The organism is Mesorhizobium sp. M7A.F.Ca.ET.027.02.1.1 (assembly GCF_004022985.1).
Classification (GTDB): domain Bacteria; phylum Pseudomonadota; class Alphaproteobacteria; order Rhizobiales; family Rhizobiaceae; genus Mesorhizobium.
This window is the reverse complement of sequence record NZ_RZOL01000833.1, coordinates 1-897: the sequence shown is the minus strand read 5'-3', so window position 1 is coordinate 897 and position 897 is coordinate 1. Positions and strand designations below refer to the sequence as shown.

General features: G+C 67.1%; 1 protein-coding gene. It reads left to right on the top strand.

The annotated features are described in order from the left end of the window. The coding region (locus EN749_RS36485) for a leucyl aminopeptidase family protein (RefSeq protein ID WP_145991212.1) at nt 1–897 on the top strand (897 nt) is incomplete at both ends.

Genomic DNA, 897 nt, shown 5'->3' with positions numbered 1-897 from the left:
GGTCGTGCCCGGCGAAAACGGGGCGCTCGGCGGCGCCTTGTTTGGTATCGGCGATGGCGAAGGCGCGCTCGCCTTTGGCGCGCTGTCGAAAGCCTTGCCGGAAGGCGACTGGCATTTCGCCTCGGCGCCGGCCGAGCCGGACCTCGCGGCGACCGCGCTGCTGCTCGGCGGCTATGTCTTCACCCGTTACGGCAAGAAGTCAGGCAGGGCGCTGCGCTTCGGCCTGCCGGCAGGCGTCGATGCCGGGCGCGTTCGCCGCATTGCGGATGGCGTCTTCCTGACACGCGATCTGGTCAACACGCCGACCAGCGATATGGGTCCGGAAGATTTGGAGCAGGCGGTGCGGGCCCTGGCCGCCAGGCACAAGGCCGAAGTCTCGGTGGTCAAGGGTGACGATCTCCTCGAACGGAATTTCCCGATGATCCATGCTGTCGGCCGTGCGTCGGCCGGCGCGCCGCGCCTGATCGATATGCGATGGGGGCAGCAAGGGGCGCCGAAGGTGACCCTGGTCGGCAAGGGCGTCTGCTTCGACACGGGCGGTCTCGACATCAAGCCATCGTCCGGCATGCTGTTGATGAAAAAGGACATGGGCGGTGCTGCCAATGTCCTTGGCCTTGCCTCGATGATCATGGATGCCGGGCTGAATGTGCGGCTGCGCGTGCTCATTCCCGCGGTTGAGAATTCGATTGCCGGCAACGCCTTCCGGCCCGGAGATGTGCTTGCGAGCCGCAAGGGCATCACTGTCGAGATCGGCAATACGGATGCCGAGGGGCGGCTGGTGCTGGCCGATGCGCTGGCGCTGGCCGACGAGGAGGAGCCGCAGCTTCTGGTCGACATGGCGACGCTGACCGGGGCTGCCCGCGTCGCGCTCGGCCCCGATCTGCCGCCGTTCTACAC